Genomic DNA, 14,864 nt, shown 5'->3' on the forward strand with positions numbered 1-14,864 from the left:
TCGCAACGGAGGACGCCATGGACGAAAGGGACGCCGTGGGCGAGCCCGTCATATCGATGCGCGGTGTGCGCGCCGACCTGGGCGCACGCCCCGTCCTGCGCGGCATCGACCTCGCCGTGCAGCGCGGTGAGGTCGTCGCGCTGCTCGGGGCGAACGGCTCGGGCAAGTCGACCGCCGTGCGAAGCATCATCGGCCAGGTGCCGCTGAGCGCCGGGGAGATCGAACTCTTCGGCACACCGCGGCGTGCCTTCCGCGACTGGCGGCGCGTCGGCTACGTGCCGCAGCGCACCACGGCCGCGGGCGGCGTGCCCGCCACGGTGACCGAGGTGGTCTCCTCCGGACGCCTGTCCCGGGCCCGCTTCGGCATCCTGCGCAGGGCCGACCACGAGGCCGTACGCCACGCCCTGGACCTCGTCGGCATGGCGGACCGGGCCAAGGACTCGGTGGGCGCGCTGTCCGGCGGTCAGCACCAGCGGGTCCTGATCGCCCGCGCGCTCGCCTCCGCACCCGAACTGCTGATCATGGACGAGCCGATGGCGGGCGTCGACCTGGCGAGCCAGGAGGTGCTCGCGCGGACGCTCGGGGACCAGGTGGCCTCCGGCGCGACCGTGCTGCTGGTACTGCACGAACTGGGCCCCCTGGAGCCGCTGATCGACCGGGCGGTCGTCCTGCGCGACGGCTGCGTGCTGCACGACGGCCCGCCCGGACAGGCCGTGGGGCAACACGCCCTGCCCGGCCACGACCATGCCCACCCGTCACCCACCACCGCCCTTGGCGGAGGTGCTTCCCACCACTGCCTCGATGCGCATGACGCCACCGGCGCCGCGCCGATCCGCACGGGACTGCTGAACTGATGGACTTCCTGAACTACGCCTTCATGCAGCGGGCCCTGCTCGCCGCCGTCCTGGTCGGCATCACGGCCCCCGCCGTCGGCATCTACCTCGTGCAGCGCCGCCAGGCCCTGATGGGCGACGGCATCGGGCACGTGGCGATGACCGGCGTCGGCCTCGGCTTCCTCCTGTCCACCTCCCCGGTGTGGATGGCGACGGCCGTCTCGGTCCTCGGCTCGGTCCTCATGGAGCTGATCCGCTGGTACGGAAGGACACGCGGCGACATCGCCCTCGCGATGCTGTTCTACGGCGGTATGGCGGGCGGCGTGATGTTCATCAACCTCGCGCCGGGCGGCTCCAACGCGAACCTGACGTCGTACCTGTTCGGTTCCCTCTCCACGGTCTCGCAGTCGGACGTGGCGGCGATCTGCCTGCTCGCGGCCTTCGTCGTCGTGGTCACCCTGGGGCTGCGCCGCCAGCTCTTCGCGGTCAGCCACGACGAGGAGTTCGCCCGGGTGACGGGGCTGCCGGTCCGCGCGCTGAACCTGCTGACGGCCGTCACGGCGGCCGTGACGGTGACCGTCGCCATGCGCGTGGTCGGGCTCCTTCTGGTCTCCGCGCTGATGGTGGTCCCGGTGGCTGCGGCACAGCAGCTCGGCCGCAGCTTCGCGGCGACCTTCGCGATCGCGGTCGTCATCGGCGTGACCGTCACCCTCGGCGGCACGATCACCTCCTACTACCAGGACGTACCGCCCGGCGCGACGATCGTGCTGCTGACCATCGCGACCTTCATCGCACTGACCGCGCTCGCCACTCCGCTGGCCCGGCGACGCGCGCGGGCACTCGCCGCCGCACAGCCCTCCGGGGACCCCGCGGAGTGCGCGATTCCGGCCACCCGGGAGGCCGCGCACGAGGTCGGAGCCTGACCACGCCCGGGCCGGGCTGGCACAATGGCCCGGCAGGCGCAGCCGTGGCCGTGGCCGTGGCCGCGAGAGAGCCGGAGGGGCGGGCCGGTGTCCGGAGCGCAGGCACGCGGAGGCCGGAAGGGCCGAGCACGGTCGCGGTCTCGACGCCGGCACGAAGCACCCCGCAGGCGAACGAGCCATCAAGAAGGAGGCAACCGGTGACCACCGCAGGACCGCCCGTGAAGGGCCGCGCCACCCGGCAGCGTGCCGCTGTCGCGGCGGCCCTCGACGAGGTCGACGAGTTCCGCAGCGCGCAGGAGCTCCACGACATGCTCAAGCACAAGGGCGACTCGGTCGGACTGACGACGGTCTACCGCACCCTGCAGTCCCTCGCCGACGCCGGCGAGGTCGACGTCCTGCGGACCTCCGACGGCGAGTCCGTCTACCGCCGCTGCTCGACCGGCGAGCACCACCACCACCTGGTCTGCCGCGTCTGCGGCAAGGCCGTCGAGGTCGAGGGCCCGGCGGTGGAGAAGTGGGCGGATGCGATCGCGGCAGAGCACGGCTTCGTCAACGTCGCCCACACGGTGGAGATCTTCGGCACCTGCGCCGACTGCACCGGTCAGGGCGCTTGAGCCCCTTGTGCCGCAACGGGCGCCGTTCGCCCCGTCGCGACGCCCGGCACGCTCCCCCAAGCTCTTCGAGCACGGGGTGCCCCCAGAGCACGCACCGGACGCCGCTCCTCGACGGGCGAACGTCGCCTGCTGCGGCACTAGACGCGGGTGAGGTGGCGGTCCAGGATCGCGCGCAACCGGTCGGCGTCCGCCGGAGCGGACAGGCCGCTCTTGGGAAGCACGGTGAAGCCGGTGGCGTTCTTGTCATCGCTGACGAGGACGAACACACGCGGTGTCTCCCGGTAACGGGGCTGCGCGGCCCAGCTGACGGACGTCGTGGTGTGGTCGGTGGCCACCGAGACACCGGCGTCCGTCACCGTCACCCGGAACAGGCCCTGCCGCTCGGCGAGACGCTGAAACGTGCGGGCCTGCAACCATGGAGAGAGGGCCATCAGGCAGGCGGCCACACTCATCCCCACCAGGAAGCCGGGTGACAGTCCGTCGTGTCCGGTCGCGAGCAACAGGACCTCCACGGCGACGCAGAGACCGATCACATACGGGAACCAGCGCTGCCGGCGGCCCGCCCGGCTCACCCGCAACCGCGCCCGCAGCGCCGACGTCAGATCCTTGACGTCCGGCCGGTAGGTCAGTTCGACGACGTCCTGCGCCGAGTCCCGCCCCGTTGTCTCCCCCTGGTTCATGGGACGTGATCGTACCGCCCTGATCAGCTGTCCTCGGTCCGGCCCTCCATCGCCGGCAGTTCCTCGTTCGGGATCGCGCCGCCGAAGCGGCGGTCGCGGGAGGCGTACTCGACGCACGCCCGCCACAGGTCGCGCCGGTCGAAGTCCGGCCACAGCACGTCCTGGAAGACCATCTCGGCGTACGCGCTCTGCCAGAGCAGGTAGTTGGAGGTGCGCTGCTCGCCGCTCGGGCGCAGGAACAGGTCCACGTCCGGCATGTCCGGGTAGTACAGGTGCTTCGCGACCGTCTTCTCGGAGATCTTCGACGGGTCGAGCCGGCCGGCCTTCACCTCCTCAGCGATGGCCTGCACCGCGTCCGCGATCTCCGCGCGGCCGCCGTAGTTCATGCAGAAGTACAAGGTGAGCCGGTCGTTGCCCTTGGTCTGCTCCTGGGCGACCTGGAGCTCCTTGGCGACGGACTTCCACAGCCGGGGCATACGGCCGACCCAGCGCACCCGCACGCCGAGTTCGTCGAGCCGGTCGCGGGTCTTGCGGATGAAGTCGCGGTTGAAGTTCATGAGGAAGCGCACCTCGTCGGGCGAGCGCTTCCAGTTCTCGGTGGAGAAGGCGTAGAGGGAGATGTTCCCCACGCCCATCTCGATCGCGCCCTGCAGCACGTCCAGCACGCGCTCGGCACCGACCTTGTGTCCCTCCGTGCGGGGCAGGCCGCGTTCCTTGGCCCACCGCCCGTTCCCGTCCATGACGATCGCCACGTGGTTCGGGACCAGCTCCCCGGGGAGCTTCGGCGGCCGCGCGCCGGACGGGTGCGGCTCCGGCGTCCTGTACTCCCGGCGCTGGCGGCCCAGAAACCCGCGTACGGCCATGTGCTTCTCGCTCCTCGGTTGTTCGTCTGTCGGCTCGGTCGCTGTGCTGCTCTGCTGCTGTCCATGGGTCTGTCGGCGCCATGTCGTGCGACGCTCTACTTTTCCACGTACCGGAGCGAGCGCAGCCCCCGCTCCAGGTGCCAGTGCAGGTACGCCGACACCAGCCCGCTGCCCTCCCGGACGTACCGCGCCTCGCACGCGTCCGCGCTCTCCCAGTCCCCCGTCAGCAGCGCGCCGAGCAGTTCCAGGGCCTGCGGCGAGGGTACGACGCTGCCGGGCACCCGGCAGTCGACGCACACGGACCCGCCCGAGGCGACCGAGAAGAAACGGTTCGGTCCGGGCATGCCGCACTTCGCGCAGTCGCTGAAGCTGGGCGCGTAGCCGTTGACGGCGAGGGAGCGCAGCAGGAAGGCGTCCAGCACGAGGTGCGGCGCGTGCTCACCGCGGGCGAGCGTCCTGAGGCCCCCGACCAGCAACAGATACTGCTGGACGGCCGGCTCCCCCTCGTGGTCGGTGAACCGCTCGGCGGTCTCCAGCATGGCGGTGCCGGCGGTGTACCGGGCGTAGTCGGCGACGATTCCGCCGCCGTACGGCGCGATGGTCTCGCTCTGGGTGCACAGCGGCAGGCCCCGCCCGACCAGCTCGCTCCCTCGTGCGAAGAACTGCACGTCCACGTGCGAGAACGGCTCGAGCCTGGCCCCGAACTTCGACTTCGTCCGGCGCACCCCGCGGGCCACGGCGCGGACCCGTCCGTGACCCCGCGTGAGCAGCGTGATGATCCGGTCCGCCTCACCCAGCTTCTGGGTGCGCAGCACGATGCCGTCGTCGCGGAACAGACTCATGGCGTCCATTCTCGCCTACGGCTCGCCCGCCTCGGGCCGGGTCCCCCCAGGTCCTCAAGGGACCTCCCCGCGACTGCGTGCGTTGGCGTACGCCGTCGCCGCCCGCAGACGCTCCGCCTGGGTCGCCGGGCGCACGGCCTCCGGCTCGACGTCCCACTCCTTGCCCCCGCCGTACGGTCTCAGCTGTACGTACGGGCCCTCGTGCCCCATGACCACGCCCACCCTCCCGGTGCGGGTGTCGACGGCGTACGACCCGATCGGCGGCTTCTTCTTCATCGCACCTCCGCCGCCGGCCGCGCCCGCAGGGTCGCCGCGAGCCGGGCAGCGACGTCCACGGAACAGCCGCCCGATTCCACCGGCGGACAGGGTGTCTCCCGTGCCGGACTTGCCGGGTCGAGCCGGAGCGACGGCAACGTGATTCCGACGCTCGCGAGCGCAGCCCGCAATTCCTTCACTGTCTCCTCCGCCTCTTCGACGCGGTGCGCCGAGTCTCGTCCCCCGAGCGATGTGTGTACTGCAGTCACCGAGCTCCCCTTCCCCTGGGACTTTCACTCTTCGCATCACCTTGGTGACGCTCTGCATCTACACTCGTCAGGCGTCTGTGCCCTACAAGTGCGAGGCAGCGGGGGTGGGTTGAGCCATGGCCGACAGCACACGGCAGGCGGCGCAGGAGTCCTTCGGCGCCGAGCCGAGACGACGGCGGGGGGAAGCGGGCCCCGCGCCCCTTGCTGAGTGGCGCGGATTTCTCGACCGAGCGGAGTGAACAGCAGGTCGTCGCCGTATTCGAACCCGATGGCTGCGCCGAGGTGGCCGACGAAGTCCCCGATGCCGTCCCCGTCCCGGACAGCACGGTGTCCGGCGGTCCCGTCCTCCTCCTGGCCCGGCCGCCCGGGCGGCGTTCCGTGCGCAGGCGCCTGGTCCCGCGCACGAGTCGTACGACCGTCAGTCCCTGGCGAGTGGCGCGGTTTCCCCGACCTTCAGCTGGTGGTCGGCCCAGACGTAGCTCTCGGGCAGCAACTCGGTGATGAGGACGCTTCGGATGCGATCGCCTTCGCCGACGATGACCTGGACACGGGGAAAGTAGTCGAGAAGGACCTGACGGCACCGACCGCACGGGGGGACGACCCCGCGGTCACGGTCGCCCACGGCGACGATCGTCTCCAGCTCGTAGACGCCCTGGGCCGCTGCCGCGCCGATCAGGACGAGCTCGGCGCAGGGCCCCCCGGTGAAGTGGTAGGCGTTCACCGCGGTGACGATCCGGCCGTCCCGGGCACGGGCCGCGGCCGCCATGGTGTGGTTGTCACCTCGGCAGCGCGTGCGAGCGACGTGGGCGGCGGCTTCGACGAGTTCGTGGTCGACGTCGTGGGTCTGCGGGTTCATCTTCTCTGCCTTCGTCGGGTGTCAGGCGCCATTGAACCCCGTGACGAGTGTGCGCAAGCAGATATCGGCGGTGCGGTCGCCGCGCCGGACGGTGAAGCGGCGGACGATCCCGTCGGTGGCTTCCGTGACCGGCGGCCCCGCTGCGTCCGCGCATCGGGAGAGGAGCGCCGTGGATGCACCGGGTGATCCGACGGCGTGCACCTCGGCGGACGGATTGCCGGGCAGCTCCGACGCAGCCCGGCCCGGCGGCTGCGCCTCGGTCGTCGGCCTCCTGCCGCACCGACCGCAAGCGGATCGCTCCCCGGCCCCGCCGAGCCACACACACCGCACGGAAATCCGCTGGAGCCTCGCCGAACCGGCCGGCTGGGGTCGCGGGATGACCACCCGCACCTTCCGCGTCATCGTCCGCGGTGTCTCGACGGACTCAGCACCGACCAGCGCGCGGAACTCCTGGCCGAAGCCGCGGAGCACGACGTGCTGCGCGCGGCGTTCACCCCCGAGGGCCACCTCAGCTACGACCTGGCCGTACGCTCGGCCTTCACCTTCCGCTTCCTGGACTCGGGGGAGGAAGAGGAGGACATCCTGGAGGCGACCGAACGCGCCGAGGAAGCCGCGGAGGCCTGGCTGACCCAGCGCGGCTACGGCTACAAGAACCTCCGGTCCGGCGCCGAGGACCTCTCCCTGGCACCGCTCGGCAAACGGCGGCGCCGCGCCGCGGCCCGGTAGCGGGCCAGATCCGCCCGCGCACCGCCCGGGCGAAGCGGAAGGACCTATCCCACCGACACCAGCCCCGCCTCGTACGCCGTGATCACCAACTGGACGCGGTCCCTCGCGTCCAGCTTGGTCAGCAGGCGGGTCAGGTACGTCTTGGCCGTGGCCACGCTGATGCACAGTTCGGCCGCTATCTCCGCGTTGGACAGGCCGGAGCCCACCAGGGTGAGGACCTCGCGCTCCCGGTCCGTGATGCCCGTCAGGTCCCGGCGGTTCCGGGCAGGTCCCGGCCGGGCCGCGAAGTCCTGGATCAGGCGCCGGGTCACACCGGGGGCCAGGAGCGCGTCGCCGGACGCCACCACCCGCACCGCCCCGATGATGTCGTCCAGCGCCATGTCCTTGACCAGGAAGCCGGAGGCACCCGCGCGCAACGCCCCGTACACGTGATCGTCGTCGTCGAAGGTCGTCAGGACCACGATCCGCGTGTCCGCCGGCCCGGCGGTGATGCGGCGCGTCGCCTCGATGCCGTCCAGCCGCGGCATACGGATGTCCATCACCACCACGTCCGGGCGGAGTTCCTCCGCCAGCGTCACGGCCTCCTCGCCCGTGGCCGCCTCCCCCACCACCTCGAGGTCCTCGATCTCCTCCATCACCATGCGCAACGCCGTACGGATCAACTGCTGGTCGTCGGCGAGGACCACCCGGACCGTCATCCGGCGCCCTCCGGCACCGGCAGCCGCGCCGCCACCCGGAAGCCGCCCTCCGGACGCGGGGCGGCGCTGAACTCCCCGTGCAGCAGCGCGACCCGCTCCCGCATGCCCGCCAGGCCGAAGCCGGTGTCCGTCGACGTGCCGTGGCCCCGGCCGTCGTCCGTCACCTCCAGGGCGAGTACGTCGTCGGCGTAGTCCACGGTCACCCGGCAGGCGTCCGTGCCGGAGTGCCGTACGACGTTGGTGACCGACTCCTGGATGATGCGGAACGCCGACAGGTCGAGGTCGGGCGGAAGGGGGCGGGGCTCCCCCAGCCGCCGCACCTCCACCCGCACCCCCGCCGCCGTCGTCGCGGCGGCGAGGCGGTCGACGTCGTCCAGGCCGGCGGCCGGCACCTGTTCCGGGCCGCCCCCTTGGTCCTCGTCCGCGGCCCTGAGCGCGACCAGCATGCGCCGCAGCGCCGCCAGCGTCTCCCGGCCCGCCGTCTCCACCGCCCGCATCGCCTCGCGTGCCGCCTCCGGGCGGGTGGCCGCCACCCGGGCCGCGGCGCCCGCCTGGAGGGCGATGATGCCGATGCTGTGCGCCACCGTGTCGTGCATCTCCCGGGCGATGCGCAGCCGTTCGGCGGTGACGGCGCGGACGGTGGTCTCGGCGCTCAGCCGCTGCACGTACGCGCGGCTCTGACGGACGCTGTTGCCGATCAGCCAGGCGACGACGGCCGTCAGAGCGAGCGATGCCCAGCCGCGCCAGGTGCCGTCGATCAGACTGGTCGGGACGCGGAGGGGGCGGCTGAGGAGGGTCCGGGCGAGTTGGTAGGACGGCAGCAGGGCGACTGCCATGACGAGTGCCGCTATGCCCTCCCATCGGGTGCGGGTGGCGACGATCCAGCCCAGCGCGATGTCCACCACCAGGTAGTGAGTGAAGCCGATGACGAGCCAGTCCACGCCCAGAGTCACGAGGAACGTCCCCGTCAGCAGGAGGGCGAGCGCCGGTACCGGATGACGGCGCAGCAGTCTGCAGCCCATCGGTCCGATGGCGGCGCCCGCCACGACGAGTGCCCAGCCGGTGGTGCCCGGCTGGTGCGGAGCGGTCGGCATGAAGGGGATGCCGAAATAGGCGCGCACGGAGAAGGCGGTGGCGTACAGCCAGGGCACGGCCGTCCACACACCTGGCGGCACGCGCCTGAGCATGAGCAGGAGAAGCGGCGGGGGTGCGGACATGCGGTGATCGTAGGCGCGAGGCGGGGCGGCGGTCATCGGACCGTGGACGTACAACCACGGTCGACACCGGCCCGCGGCCACCACCCCGCGGATGCTGCTCGGGCCGATCGAGCCGACCTCCGGAACCGCCGCCGTCAGCGGGTGCTCCGCCCCGGTGTCGCGCCGTCCGACGACGGTGTCGGGCGGCTGGACCGTGGTCGCGGCGTGGGCGCCCGTGGCGGCCGTCGTCGCGGTGGTCGCCGTGGACCGCCGCGACGTAGGACCTGGGGTGTGCCGTTCAGCCGGACGCGACGGTCGGTGCGGGCACGGTGCCCGGGCCGGTGGGCTCGGTGGCCTCCCACAGGACGTGGAACCGCTTCATGCGCTCCTGGACGTGCGCGGGTGTCATCTTCAGGAGGGTCTTGGCCGGTACGACGTCCACGTCCGGCTCGATCTCGTAGCAGAGCTGCCCGTCGAAGACGATGAAGTCGTTCGTGAGCGTGAGGCGGGCGCGCTGCGGCAGTTCCGAGCGGACCGCGATGCGCGCGTCGATGCCGAGGTCCCGCTGGCTGCGGCAGAGTTCCTCCAGTTCCTCGGTGCGTTCCCGCGGGTTCTTCACGAGGAACAGCCGCCGCACCCGCACTCCCCGCTTGACGGCCTCCTCCTGTGCCTTCAGGTAGCGGTTGGCGGGCTCGCTGGTCCAGAAGTCGCGGTCCACGGGGGTGCTGGTGGCCACCAGGGTCTGGGTACAGCACGCGGTGAGGGCGATCAGCCAGTCGTGCTCCTCGCCCGGACAGTCCGTGCTGCCGCGACTGAGGCTCTCCATCGTGGCCGCGAGCTGGGCGATCCGGTCCTGGGCGAAGTCCTTCACCAGCTGTGACTCCTGACGGCCCACATGGGTGTAGGCGCGCGCCAGCCGGGCCACCCCGTCGGACCGCAGCACCGAGCGGTCCACCTCGCTGAACAGCTCGGTCGCCTCGCTGATCCGGGCGAAGGCCCCCTCGACCTCCCTGCGCATCTCCAGGTGGTACTTGTCCAGGCCCTGCTCCATCGAGTTCAGCCGCTGCTCGAAGTCCACGAGGTACTGGATGATCAGTGCGGCGCCGCCGAGGACGACGGACACGGTCAGCTGCCAGACCTGGTTCTTGTCCTGGTCCAGGACGTTGGTCAGGAGGTAGGTGGCGGCGGCCACCACCGCCGTGACCAGTGTCTTCCGTAACAGGTTCGGTGAGTGCTGCCCCTCCTCGCTCCTCGACGCCGTGTGTGCTTCCCCCGATGACGCTCCTGACGCTCCGGTCATGTCGGCTCTCCCCCGTCACGGTTGTGGTTGGTGCCGCCCTTCAGCGCGTGCTCAGTGCTTCGTGCAGCAACGGAATGGCCTGGACGGCCAGCTGGTCGCGGATGCGCTGGACCAGGGTCTGCCACTGACGGGTGAACCCCGGCTCCCGTTCCAGCACGTCCCACAGGTGACCCAGCGTGCGGTCCACGTGTGCGCGCGGCATCCACAGATGCAGCAGGTGATCGACGGCCGGACGCAGCGCGAGGACGGCCGCGGGGCCGTCCGCCGCACCGAGCCGGCTGCTGTCCAGCATGTGCACGACGGTCGTCAGCAGCCAGTCGTGCAGGGCGAGGTCCTCGCACAGGCCGGCGGCCGCGGCGGCCGGGGTGCCCTCCGGCAGCCTCAGTTCCACGGTCCGCAGCCCGTGCTCGGCGAGGGTGAAGCGCTCGAGCGACGGTCCCTCGCCCTCGGGGGCGCGTCGTGCGGCCCAGCGCAGATGGGTGCGCCGGGACTTGAAGGGCGCCTTGTGGTCGAGGAGCGGATGGCGCAGCAGTTGGGCGAGCAGGCCCTCGGCGATCATCCCGAGGTCGAGTTCGCCGCGTGCGCCGCCGCGCAGGACGCCCTCGGCGGTGGCCTGTTCGGGGAGTTTGCCGAAGGGTTCGACCAGGCCGGGCCTGACGAGGTAGTGGCCCCAGGGACGGCGCGTGTCGGGACCGGTGGCCGGGGCGGCGAAGTAGGCGGTGGCCTGCAGGACGCGGCCCTCGGTGAGCGCGGCGCGGGCGGCCACCGTGCCGACGGCGCGTACCTTGGCACCGTTGGAGGTGGGCAGCCGGCAGTCCACGCCGGTCAGGACGTCCGGGGACAGCGCGTACAGGTTGGGCCGCTCGGAGACCCGGACGTTCTCGTCGGCGCGCAGCCTCAGCAGCTGGGCGGCGGCCCGGCCGTCCAGTGCGTGGAAGGACGGCAGCAGACCGGTGCGCACCTCACCGCAGGCGAGCACCGGGCGCGCCGGCTGTCCCCCGGCCGGCATCTCAGCCCCCCTCGGCCGGGCAGGTGCCGGCGGGCTCCTCGTAGAAGACGTACGTGGCGCGCTGGGCGACCGCGTCCGGCACCGCCGCGCCCTCGCGGGCGGAGCGCTCGGCGACCTGCTTGAGCGCGCCCGAGTCGACGTCTATCTGGTCGAGGATGAGCCGGACGGCGTCCTCGACGGCGAGGAAGCGGTTGGGCATCAGGGTGCAGGTGCGGTACGCGCTGAACGGCGCCGCCGCCGGGTTGAGCTGGATCAGCGGCGGCAGCCTGTCCCACTCGTGGGGGAAGTCGCGCCCGTTCCAGGGGCGCGGTACGAGGACCGGTTCGCCGAGGTGGCGCAGCAGGCCGAGCCGGGCGAGCTGCCAGACGGCGGCGAGGAACGGGCAGGACCACAGCCGCTGTCCGTCCTTCTCGGACCACAGCTCGATGTCCATGAACACGGAGTGGTTGCGGGCGGCGGTCTCCTGGGGCGGCTGCCAGCCGGTGATCTCCCCCATGGCGCTGCGGGAGCCGGGGCTGCGCTCCCCGTTGGCGAGCCAGCCGGTCCGGCTGACGGGCGGGCGGGAGCCGTGGCTGCCCGGGGGCGGCGACTCGACGAGGCGGTGCATGACGGCCTCGGCGAGCTCGATCCTGTCGGCGACGGCGCAGCCCGACTCGCGGGCCAGGTAGTCGATGACGAGCCCGGCGTGCTCGGCCTCCTCCAGTACCACCGGGACGAGTTCGGCGGGGGTGGAGAAGCGGGTGAAGTAGTCGTCGACGAGGAAGCAGGTGCTGATGCGCGGCCTCTTGCCGCCGGTGCGGCGGGTGGCGGCGGCCCGGGCGGCGTCCACCCAGACGCGGACCTCCGCGAAGTGCTCGCGCAGCCGCTCGGGCCCGGCCTCGAAGTCCTCCATGTAGAGGTGGCCGAGTTCGAGGGAGAGGTGGGCGAGCGGTACGGACTGGGTGCGGGGCTCTGCGGAGGTCTCGCGGAACACTGCTTCCGTCACGGCTGCTCCCAGTACTTGTCGTCGGTCAGCCGGTTCGCCAGTTCGCTCAGTGCCTCCCAGGTCTCCCGGTTGGCGATCTGGCTGTCGAGGACGTCCTCGTCGGTGATGAGCTGCTCGCGCCACTGCAGGACCGGCTCCAGCGGCACGGAGCCGAGCACCTGGGTGTACCCGATGCCGAGGGTGGAGGACATCTGCTTCAGGTCGCGGTCGCAGGCGCGCATCCACGCCGACTGGGTCGCCGACACCTGGGACCACAGCGCCGACTCGGGGTCGGGTACGGCGGCCCGGACGAATCGGATGACGTTCCGCAGCGCCGTCTCGTCGTGGCCGCGGGCCACCCCGCCGGCGACGATGCCGCGCCTGCCGTGGACCAGGCTCGCGGCGGCCGCGACGTGCTGCCGGGTCCAGCGGTGGAAGACCAGCCAGCGCGCCAGGACACCGCGCAGCTCGCGCTGCGAGGTGGCCTCCAGGGCCATGTCGACGGCGTAGCTGCGGCCGGCGCTGAGGTCGACGACGATGATGTCGAACTCGCCGTTGAGCCGCAGCAGGAGGTCGACGCAGCGGCGCAGGGTGTCGTCGGTGGTGGCGAACTCGCCGCCGCTGACGTCGCCGGGCATCAGGACCAGGCTGCCGGAGCCGGGGGGCCGGTTGCGCAGCACCGGGTGCTCGGTGTCGGCCCAGACGTCGATGCGGGCCGGTTCGGCGACCTCGCCGGTCAGGTAGGAGTGCAGGCCGCGGTCCTCGGCGGCGCGACGGGCGTCGGGCACGTCGAAGACGGCCGCCGCGGTGGGCGAGCCGAAGTCGAAGTCCAGGTAGCAGACGTCGTCACCGGCCAGCGCCCGGTGGTAGGCGAGGTTGGCGCTGGTGACGGAGCGGCCCGTGCCTCCCTTGTCGGAGGCCGCGAAGACGAGCACGGTCACACCCCCTGGGCCGCGGCTTCCCGGGCCCGGGCGAGGGCGTCGAGTTGTCCGAGGACGTCGAGGGTCAACGAGCAGGCGGTACCGGGCTGTTCGTCGATGAGCTTTCGGGCGCGTCGCAACTTGACCTCGATGCTCCTCAGTTCCATACCGCGGTTGCCCTCGGAGGCCGGCGCGGGCTCCATCTGTTCGTTGCCGAGGAGGTGGGTCGACTCGCTCAGCAACGCCCGTGCCAGCACGCTGAGTTCGGTGCTGCGGATGGGGGGCTGCCTGTACATCTGGTGGACCTGGACCATCACCTCGGTGACGCGCTCGGTGACGCTCCAGGACACCTGCCCCTCGTACGCCGGGGTGTCGGGATAGGCGGCGTGGACGTTGTCCCACAGGCCGGTGCCCTCGCCGTCGCCGATCCGGCGCCGCCACAGGTGCTCGAAGATGTCCTCCGCGAGACGGAGCAGCCGGTCGTGCGAGGCGAGGTTGCGGGAGAGCGTGCACAGCTGGATGGTCCGCTTGAGCAGCTGCGCGGAGAAGTCGCTCATGATCCACTGCATGGGCGGCCCCGCGCTCTCGCTGCCCTGCAGCGGCAGGGTGACGCCGGGGTGGTGCAGTCGGATCATGGGGTCGTCGCGGGTCATGCGGCTGGTGACGCGGCCGCGTTCGGCGAGGCGTTCCATGACGCTGACGGTGCGGGTCAGGTCGTCGTCGGTGGCGCGGCGCCGCATCAGGTCGTGGACGAGGATGGCGGCGACGGAGAGGGAGAAGTACTCGGACTCCAGTTTCTGGCCCGTGGTACGCCAGGGAATGTCCTCCAGGGGCCAGCGGTCGCCGCCGAAGCGCGCGATCCCGGACCAGAACTGCTGGGTGATCTCCCAGCGCAGCCGTAACGCCTCGGCGAGCCGCTGCTGTTCGGGGTTGAGCAGGCCGAGGGTGAGGGTGCGGTCGGAGAAGAGGTCCTGGATGCCGTCGAGGGCGACGACGGTGAAGTAGAGGTACGGCACCGGGTTGGCGACGCCCTGGGGCTGCGGCCCGATGGGGTCTTCGGTCACGACCTCGGGCGCGTCCTTGATGATGCTCCAGCCCCAGCCGCATTCGAAGAGCTGGTTGGGGTCCTTGAGGCCCTCCTCGACGTCGACACCGAGGACGAAGCTCTCGACGATGGCGGCGCGCAGGGCCTCGAAGCGGTCCTGGAACCTGCGCAGCACATGCCGTTGCGACAGTCGTCCCTGGCCGAGGAGTTCGCACAGCGTGCGCCCCTGGGAGGCGTCGATGTCGAAGACGTTGATGGTGAAGGAGCGCAGCAGGCTCACCATGGCCGCGGTGAGGCGGTTGCTGGTGGCGGTGCGCACTTCCTGGATGGTCTCCAGGATGTCGCCGCGGCGGGTCTTGGACTCGTAGATCTTGAGGAAGCCGAGGGTGGCCAGGCACAGGGTGATCGACATGGAGTAGGAGTCGACGACTCCCAGTTCGCGCTGTTCCTGGGTGAGGTCACGGTCCTCGTCCCCGGACACGAAGTAGTGGCCACCGGCGAAGGTGGGTCTCTTTTCGTCCATGTGCCTGCGCATGAACTCGGCGGTTGCCGTGACCAGGTTGGCGGGGAGCTCGAGGCGCCCACCGGCCTTCCTCATCGCCTTCTGGACGTCGTCCTGTGTGGTGTCCGGGTCGTCCAGGCGGAAGGCGGGGATCTCCGTGGCCGGGTACAGGATGCAGAGCAGTCGCTCGGCGTCCGCGACGCTGCTTTCCCCGCCCTGTTTGCCCCAGTTCCACTCCCCGTCGTCGAACGAATGGCGGGCGACCGCCTGCCAGATGTCCAGCAGATGCTGGCGTGGCTTGATCTGCATCCCATGCCCCTCACACAGGCCGCGCTGCCATCGTTGGAGGACGTGCCGTCTTCTGTTGCG

15 protein-coding genes and 1 pseudogene are annotated in these 14,864 nt (G+C 71.5%); 4 read left to right on the top strand and 12 right to left on the bottom strand.

Going from position 1 to position 14,864, the window contains the following annotated elements:
* Positions 1-17 precede the first annotated feature (17 nt).
* From AC5WS8_RS05420 to AC5WS8_RS05430, 3 genes are all read left to right on the top strand, one after another.
* Complete coding sequence (locus AC5WS8_RS05420; protein WP_496102123.1) at positions 18-854, top strand: metal ABC transporter ATP-binding protein; 837 nt, start codon at positions 18-20, stop codon at positions 852-854.
* Positions 854-1,756: a metal ABC transporter permease gene (locus tag AC5WS8_RS05425; protein ID WP_496102124.1), complete on the top strand. Its 903-nt coding sequence runs from the start codon at positions 854-856 to the stop codon at positions 1,754-1,756. The genes AC5WS8_RS05420 and AC5WS8_RS05425 overlap by 1 nt, the downstream gene beginning before the upstream one ends.
* A gap of 197 nt (positions 1,757-1,953) precedes the next feature.
* Positions 1,954-2,370, top strand: a complete 417-nt coding sequence (locus AC5WS8_RS05430; RefSeq protein WP_496102125.1) for a Fur family transcriptional regulator — start codon at positions 1,954-1,956, stop codon at positions 2,368-2,370.
* Between the two features lie 137 nt (positions 2,371-2,507).
* On the opposite strand, the gene AC5WS8_RS05435 is transcribed toward AC5WS8_RS05430, so the two are convergent.
* The 5 genes from AC5WS8_RS05435 to AC5WS8_RS05455 form a co-directional block, all read right to left on the bottom strand.
* Positions 2,508-3,050: a YcxB family protein gene (locus AC5WS8_RS05435; protein ID WP_496102126.1), complete on the bottom strand. Its 543-nt coding sequence runs from the start codon at positions 3,048-3,050 to the stop codon at positions 2,508-2,510.
* A 23-nt stretch (positions 3,051-3,073) separates the two neighbouring features.
* Positions 3,074-3,913 carry an isoprenyl transferase gene (locus AC5WS8_RS05440; RefSeq protein WP_496102127.1) on the bottom strand — a complete coding sequence of 280 codons (840 nt, stop codon included), beginning with the start codon at positions 3,911-3,913 and terminating at the stop codon, positions 3,074-3,076.
* A 95-nt stretch (positions 3,914-4,008) separates the two neighbouring features.
* Positions 4,009-4,755 carry a DNA repair protein RecO gene (gene recO / locus AC5WS8_RS05445; protein WP_496102128.1) on the bottom strand — a complete coding sequence of 249 codons (747 nt, stop codon included), beginning with the start codon at positions 4,753-4,755 and terminating at the stop codon, positions 4,009-4,011.
* Between the two features lie 54 nt (positions 4,756-4,809).
* A complete protein-coding gene (locus AC5WS8_RS05450) occupies positions 4,810-5,031 on the bottom strand; it encodes a hypothetical protein (RefSeq protein WP_388573178.1) in 222 nt (73 codons plus the stop codon).
* A 666-nt stretch (positions 5,032-5,697) separates the two neighbouring features.
* Entirely contained in the window at positions 5,698-6,135 is a 438-nt protein-coding gene (locus AC5WS8_RS05455; protein WP_496102129.1) for a cytidine/deoxycytidylate deaminase family protein, read from the bottom strand.
* Positions 6,136-6,511: 376 nt separating this feature from the next.
* On the opposite strand from AC5WS8_RS05455, the pseudogene AC5WS8_RS05460 reads away from it, so the two are divergent.
* Positions 6,512-6,861: pseudogene (locus tag AC5WS8_RS05460) on the top strand (DUF6204 family protein).
* A 44-nt stretch (positions 6,862-6,905) separates the two neighbouring features.
* Here AC5WS8_RS05460 and AC5WS8_RS05465 read toward each other — a convergent pair.
* The 7 genes from AC5WS8_RS05465 to AC5WS8_RS05495 form a co-directional block, all read right to left on the bottom strand.
* A complete protein-coding gene (locus AC5WS8_RS05465) occupies positions 6,906-7,559 on the bottom strand; it encodes a response regulator (protein ID WP_496102130.1) in 654 nt (217 codons plus the stop codon).
* Positions 7,556-8,776 carry a sensor histidine kinase gene (locus tag AC5WS8_RS05470; RefSeq protein WP_496102131.1) on the bottom strand — a complete coding sequence of 407 codons (1,221 nt, stop codon included), beginning with the start codon at positions 8,774-8,776 and terminating at the stop codon, positions 7,556-7,558. Before AC5WS8_RS05470 ends, AC5WS8_RS05465 begins: the two co-directional genes overlap by 4 nt.
* A gap of 277 nt (positions 8,777-9,053) precedes the next feature.
* The gene (locus AC5WS8_RS05475) at positions 9,054-10,055 is read right to left on the bottom strand and encodes a DUF6879 family protein (protein ID WP_496102132.1); all 1,002 of its coding nucleotides are present in this window, start codon (positions 10,053-10,055) and stop codon (positions 9,054-9,056) included.
* Positions 10,056-10,095: 40 nt separating this feature from the next.
* The gene (locus tag AC5WS8_RS05480) at positions 10,096-11,064 is read right to left on the bottom strand and encodes an SCO2521 family protein (protein WP_496102133.1); all 969 of its coding nucleotides are present in this window, start codon (positions 11,062-11,064) and stop codon (positions 10,096-10,098) included.
* A gap of 1 nt (position 11,065) precedes the next feature.
* Positions 11,066-12,049 carry an SCO2522 family protein gene (locus AC5WS8_RS05485; RefSeq protein ID WP_496102134.1) on the bottom strand — a complete coding sequence of 328 codons (984 nt, stop codon included), beginning with the start codon at positions 12,047-12,049 and terminating at the stop codon, positions 11,066-11,068.
* Positions 12,046-12,963, bottom strand: a complete 918-nt coding sequence (locus AC5WS8_RS05490) for an SCO2523 family variant P-loop protein (RefSeq protein ID WP_496102415.1) — start codon at positions 12,961-12,963, stop codon at positions 12,046-12,048. The genes AC5WS8_RS05485 and AC5WS8_RS05490 overlap by 4 nt, the downstream gene beginning before the upstream one ends.
* Positions 12,964-12,965: 2 nt before the next feature.
* Entirely contained in the window at positions 12,966-14,804 is a 1,839-nt protein-coding gene (locus tag AC5WS8_RS05495) for an SCO2524 family protein (RefSeq protein WP_496102135.1), read from the bottom strand.
* Between the last annotated feature and the right edge of the window lie 60 nt (positions 14,805-14,864).

The sequence above is a fragment of the Streptomyces sp. PTL18 genome (genome assembly GCF_059510295.1).

Bases quoted from the DNA above. Each gene is read 5' to 3' on its own strand.
- AC5WS8_RS05455 (WP_496102129.1), bottom strand. From the start codon at position 6,135: ATGAACCCGCAGACCCACGACGTCGACCACGAACTCGTCGAAGCCGCC.
- AC5WS8_RS05480 (WP_496102133.1), bottom strand. From the start codon at position 11,064: ATGCCGGCCGGGGGACAGCCGGCGCGCCCGGTGCTCGCCTGCGGTGAG.
- AC5WS8_RS05420 (WP_496102123.1), top strand. From the start codon at position 18: ATGGACGAAAGGGACGCCGTGGGCGAGCCCGTCATATCGATGCGCGGT.
- AC5WS8_RS05425 (WP_496102124.1), top strand. From the start codon at position 854: ATGGACTTCCTGAACTACGCCTTCATGCAGCGGGCCCTGCTCGCCGCC.
- AC5WS8_RS05475 (WP_496102132.1), bottom strand. From the start codon at position 10,055: ATGACCGGAGCGTCAGGAGCGTCATCGGGGGAAGCACACACGGCGTCG.
- AC5WS8_RS05470 (WP_496102131.1), bottom strand. From the start codon at position 8,776: ATGTCCGCACCCCCGCCGCTTCTCCTGCTCATGCTCAGGCGCGTGCCG.
- AC5WS8_RS05465 (WP_496102130.1), bottom strand. From the start codon at position 7,559: ATGACGGTCCGGGTGGTCCTCGCCGACGACCAGCAGTTGATCCGTACG.
- AC5WS8_RS05495 (WP_496102135.1), bottom strand. From the start codon at position 14,804: ATGCAGATCAAGCCACGCCAGCATCTGCTGGACATCTGGCAGGCGGTC.
- AC5WS8_RS05450 (WP_388573178.1), bottom strand. From the start codon at position 5,031: ATGAAGAAGAAGCCGCCGATCGGGTCGTACGCCGTCGACACCCGCACC.
- AC5WS8_RS05440 (WP_496102127.1), bottom strand. From the start codon at position 3,913: ATGGCCGTACGCGGGTTTCTGGGCCGCCAGCGCCGGGAGTACAGGACG.
- recO (WP_496102128.1), bottom strand. From the start codon at position 4,755: ATGAGTCTGTTCCGCGACGACGGCATCGTGCTGCGCACCCAGAAGCTG.
- AC5WS8_RS05435 (WP_496102126.1), bottom strand. From the start codon at position 3,050: ATGAACCAGGGGGAGACAACGGGGCGGGACTCGGCGCAGGACGTCGTC.